The sequence below is a fragment of the Mycobacterium sp. TH-M25 genome, from assembly GCF_057473665.1.
The window spans coordinates 1-3500 of the sequence record NZ_JBYCLA010000338.1 but is presented as its reverse complement, the minus strand read 5'-3'; the positions used below and the strand labels follow the sequence as shown (position 1 = coordinate 3500).

3 protein-coding genes are annotated in these 3500 nt (G+C 60.5%); 1 reads left to right on the top strand and 2 read right to left on the bottom strand.

Annotated elements, in window-relative coordinates; all coding sequences use genetic code 11:
• The first annotated feature begins 103 nt into the window (after positions 1 to 103).
• Complete coding sequence (locus AC2VOU_RS11415) at positions 104 to 1732, top strand: stealth family protein (RefSeq protein ID WP_486957478.1); 1629 nt, start codon at positions 104 to 106, stop codon at positions 1730 to 1732.
• Here AC2VOU_RS11415 and cpdA read toward each other — a convergent pair.
• Together cpdA and AC2VOU_RS11405 are read right to left on the bottom strand one after the other, a co-directional pair.
• The gene (cpdA, locus tag AC2VOU_RS11410; RefSeq protein WP_054879340.1) at positions 1647 to 2600 is read right to left on the bottom strand and encodes a 3',5'-cyclic adenosine monophosphate phosphodiesterase CpdA; all 954 of its coding nucleotides are present in this window, start codon (positions 2598 to 2600) and stop codon (positions 1647 to 1649) included. The two genes, AC2VOU_RS11415 and cpdA, sit on opposite strands and share 86 nt — an antisense overlap.
• A 130-nt stretch (positions 2601 to 2730) precedes the next feature.
• A partial coding sequence (locus AC2VOU_RS11405; RefSeq protein ID WP_486957477.1) for an AIR synthase-related protein occupies positions 2731 to 3500 on the bottom strand: 770 nt, incomplete at its 5' end.

Below are 3500 nucleotides of genomic sequence, written 5' to 3'. Positions count from 1 at the left end.
TACTAAATCTGCTGTCTTGCAAGAGGTGTCGACTAACCGGCACCATGGTCTGCGAGATTCCCCCGGTGCCGTGGTCAGACTATTTCATTAAGGCGGTGTTTCGATGAGCAAGATTGTGTCGCGCGAAGACGATCGGCCCGTGCGACGCACCCTCGATCCCATCATTGTTACCCGGCAGGGAAAGGTTGCCCGCCTCGAGTCCAGTTTGACCCCGCACGAAGCACAGATCGAAGATCTGATCTTTCTGCGAAAGACGTTGCACCGTGCCGACATTCCTTTCCTACTTATCCGCAACCACAAAAACCGGCCGGTTCTTGCCGTCAACATCGAGCTGCGCCCCGCGGTCGAACGCGCGCTCGTCACCGCGTGCGCCAGCGAACCTATGTACGCCAAGACAATTGATGAGCGCCGGGTTTCTCCCGTGTTGGTGGCCAAGGGTCAGTTATCGCAGTCGATCGATCCACGTATCGTACGGTTGTATCGACGACGGATTGCGCCGGGAGGATTTCGGTTCGGTCCGAGGTTCAGTGTCGAACTCCAGTTCTGGGCCTTCGAGGAGACCCTGATCCGCTGCCCGTTGGAAAACTCCCTGACCCGCAAGGTGCTGCCACGCAAAGAAATAACACCGGCCACCGTCAAGCTCTACGGGTACAAGTGGCAGACCATTGAGGGGATGTTCACCCCGCACGCAAGTGACGTCAGGTTTGACATCGATCTGGTGTTCTCGTGGGTCGACGGTAGCGATCCAGAATTTCGGGCACGTCGGGCGGCCCAAATGTCGCACCACGTAGTGGGAGAAGGCGACGACGCCGACGCGCGGATTCGACAGATCGACGAGTTGAAATATGCCCTGCGGTCGGTGAACATGTTTGCTCCGTGGATCCGGCGCATCTTCATCGCGACGGATTCAGCCCCGCCGGCATGGTTAGCCGATCACCCAATGATCACAATTGTCCCCGCGGAGGACCACTTTTCGGATAGGTCGGCGTTGCCTACCTACAACTCGCACGCCGTGGAAAGCCAACTGCATCGCATCCCCGACCTCAGCGAGCATTTCCTGTACTCCAATGACGACATGTTTTTCGGTCGCCCGCTTAAAGCAAGCATGTTCTTCTCCCCGGGTGGGGTGACCAGGTTCATCGAAGCCAAGACCCGTATCGGATTAGGTACTAACGATCCAACGCGCAGTGGCTTTGAGAATGCGGCCCGGGTTAACCGCCAGCTCCTCTTACAGCGATTCGGCCAACTGATCACGCGTCATCTGGAACACACCGCGGTCCCGCTGCGCAAGAGCGTGCTGATCGAGATGGAACGCGAATTCCCGGACGAATTCGCTCGGACCCAGGCAAGTGCGTTCCGGTCCGGCACCGATATCTCGGTTACCAATTCGCTCTACCACTACTACGCGCTGATGACTGGACGCGCCGTCCAACAAGAAAAAGCCAAAGTCCTGTACGCGGATACCACCTCGTATGCAGGCCTCGACTTACTTCCCGAGTTGCGGAAGCATCGCAACTACGACTTTTTCTGCCTCAACGACGGTAGTTTCCCCGAAGTCCCCGCGACCGAGCGTGCCGAACGGGTCGTCAGTTTCCTGGAACGCTACTTTCCAATACCGGCGCCCTGGGAAAAGGTCGCGACCGACGTCAATCGCCGGGACTTTGCGTCACCGACGGTGTCAGCACCATTGGTGGATGGGCAAACAGCGAATCCCGCCCAGACGGCTCGATAAACAGACCGCTTTCGGCGATATTGCGTCGCGCCTGCGCGGGAGAGACAAAGGTACCCACAGTGTTTCCGGTGCCAAGTGGAATCACCGAGTGCACCACAGTGTCTTGGTAGACGTGCACAAGGTTGCAACCCTGGGCGCCGTCTCGACCGCGCGTTCCCCCGGCGACAACTGTTAGATCTTGGGTGTAGCAAGTGGCCGAGGCGACTGACACTGGAATTCCGACGAAGGTGGCATTCGTCGAGTAGTGCAGGTGCCCGGCCAAAATGGCACGAACATCGCTACCCTTGAGCACCCGCCCCAGCGAAGCTTGGTCGCGTAGTTCCACCGTGACGGCCATGTCTAAGACACTTGGAATCGGCGGATGGTGTAACGCCAAGATGGTGCCGTCCGGGGCCGGGATTGCCAACTCGTCGGCAAGCCAATCTAATTGTGATGCACTGATTTCGCCGTAATGCTGGCCCGGCACCGAGGTATCCAACGTGATGACCCGGAGTCCGTCGACTCTGCGCACGCGGTCCAGCGGTGCCATGGAGGGCGCCTCGTCCAGCAACAACGTGCGTAATGCGGCCCGATTGTCATGGTTGCCCATCACCCAGAAGAGTTCGGCATCCAGCTCGGCCGCGAACGGCTCAACCAGGCCTCGGAGCTTTCGGTATGCTTCCGGCTCGCCCTGATCGGCCAAATCGCCGGTAAAGATGATTGCGTCGGGACGCAGTCGGGAGCGCTTCAGCTGCTCGAGCAACTCGCCGAGCCGGCCGTCGGCGTCGACCGCCCCGTAGAGCGCGCCGTCCGAAACGAGATGTGTGTCGCTGATGTGCAAAAGGACGTAATCCGGCCGCGGATGCTCCGCGGCCCTAAGTCTGTGCACCGGAGGTGCCAACCCCTTCCATGATCAATTGGCTTTACACAAACGAAACATTCAGTGTAGCCGCTCCGACGAGCAACGACGTGCACTTGTGAGCCGCTCCGCCACGCTAGCCTCGATTTCCGAGGCCCACCTATCCGAAGAATCGCGGCAGCACCGCCTCGGACGTCGCACGCAGTTCGGCCAGGGACACGGTGAATTGACCCTGAACCTCGATCGAGTCCGAACCCTGATCGACGACGCCGATACGAATGGCTGGCAAACCCCGCGCCTCGCACATCGACCGAAACCGGCTCTCCTCGGTGCGTGGCACAGCCACCAGCACCCGGCCCGCTGATTCAGAAAAGAGAAATGTGAACGGACCTGTGCCTGATTGAAAATCTTCGGGAAGCACAATGCGGCAACCGGTTTCACCCGCCAACGCCGATTCCACGATGGCCTGAGCAAGGCCGCCTTCGGACAGGTCGTGCGCCGCCGATACCAGCCCATCGCGCGACGCCGAACTCAGCACCTCGGCCAGCAGCTTCTCGCGCGCCAGGTCCACCATCGGCGGCAACCCACCCAGATGGTCGGCGGTCACTTGCGCCCAGACCGACCCGTCGAACTCGTCGCGGGTCTCGCCCAACAGCATCAGGGTCTCCCCCGGTTCAATACCAAGCCCGGTCGGGATGCGCCGGCTCACGTCATCCAGCACGCCGAGCACCCCGACCACCGGTGTGGGCAAGATCGCCGCCGACCCGGTCTGGTTGTAAAAGCTGACGTTGCCACCGGTCACCGGAATCCCTAGGGCCGCACAGCCATCGGCCAGCCCCCGCACGGCCTGTGCGAACTGCCACATCACCCCGGGATCTTCGGGTGAACCGAAGTTAAGGCAGTTAGTCACCGCGACCGGGGTGGCACCGG

Coding starts and splice junctions, on each gene's coding strand:
- AC2VOU_RS11415 (WP_486957478.1), top strand. CDS start 104: ATGAGCAAGATTGTGTCGCGCGAAGACGATCGGCCCGTGCGACGCACC.